Annotated in this window: 1 pseudogene; it reads right to left on the reverse strand. The window is 46.4% G+C overall.

Annotated elements, in window-relative coordinates:
- Nucleotides 1-181: 181 nt before the first annotated feature.
- Nucleotides 182-1,009, reverse strand: a pseudogene (locus tag A3750_RS26515) (hypothetical protein); the annotation flags it as partial.

Raw genomic sequence — 1,009 nt, forward strand, 5'->3', positions numbered from 1 at the left:
TCGTACGTAAGCAAGTCGAAGCGTTTCGCTACGTGGCTATATACCAGAAGAGCACTGGCTAAAATCAGAGCTAGCGTCAGAATATGCTGCTCGTAGGGGTGTGGATCGTTTAGAGGCCTAGTCGCCATAATATCGCTTTATGATTATTGTGTTTTGATCAGTGGGTGATGCGCTTGAGCGCTTAATTTGGTTTAGGCTCTACCTTTATCTCTTTCTGTGGCCCAAATTCCGAAGCATATACTTCATCGCCTAAACCTTTTACGCGTGCATAAAAGGTCTTGCCTTCGGGTAGCTTGAGAAATGCGCTAGTTTTACCGAGGGTCTCTTCTTTTAACAAACGACGAAACTCCTTGTCATCTGAAACTTGTAGTACATACCCTTTTGCATTGTCTACTTTATGCCAGAACATGCCAACCTGATCGCCGATATAGTTTACGGTCAAAATTGATACTGGATCGAGTTTCCCCTGGATAGATACTGCTCTAGAAGCGCTCAGGCTTTCTGCGTTGCCAGTACTCAGGGTTCGAACTCGCCAAAAATAATTTCCGGCTGGAAGCTGTTGCTCAATTCGATAAGCAGTGTTTTCGGACCATTTAGTCGGTAGAGCGAGGCGATCATAGTCGCTGTTCTGTGAGAGTTCTAAGCGAGATAGCGTAGACGGAGAGTTGACTGACCAAGTAAATTCCGCCGTAAATCCATCAATAATACTGCCAGGTAGGGGGAGATCTAAGATAGCAACGTCGGCCGAATTAGGGTCTGAAACTTGGGCACTTTGATTGTTAGAAGACGCTGAGTTTGACGAGCTCTCGGATTCTAACTCTTGCGCAGAGTTGCTCGCAGTTTTATTTGCGGATAACGTCGTTTTAGCCTCCGCAAGACTATAACCTGCCGGTAACCCTTTCCAGTCTAGGTCTTGCTCGGAATCGGAAAAAGATCCACCCGACTGACTAGCGATGCGTGGCAGAGTATCTAGCCTTATCGTTTCAATAAGCGCGCTTGGGCTGAATAG

It is taken from the genome of Oleiphilus sp. HI0079, from assembly GCF_001635105.1.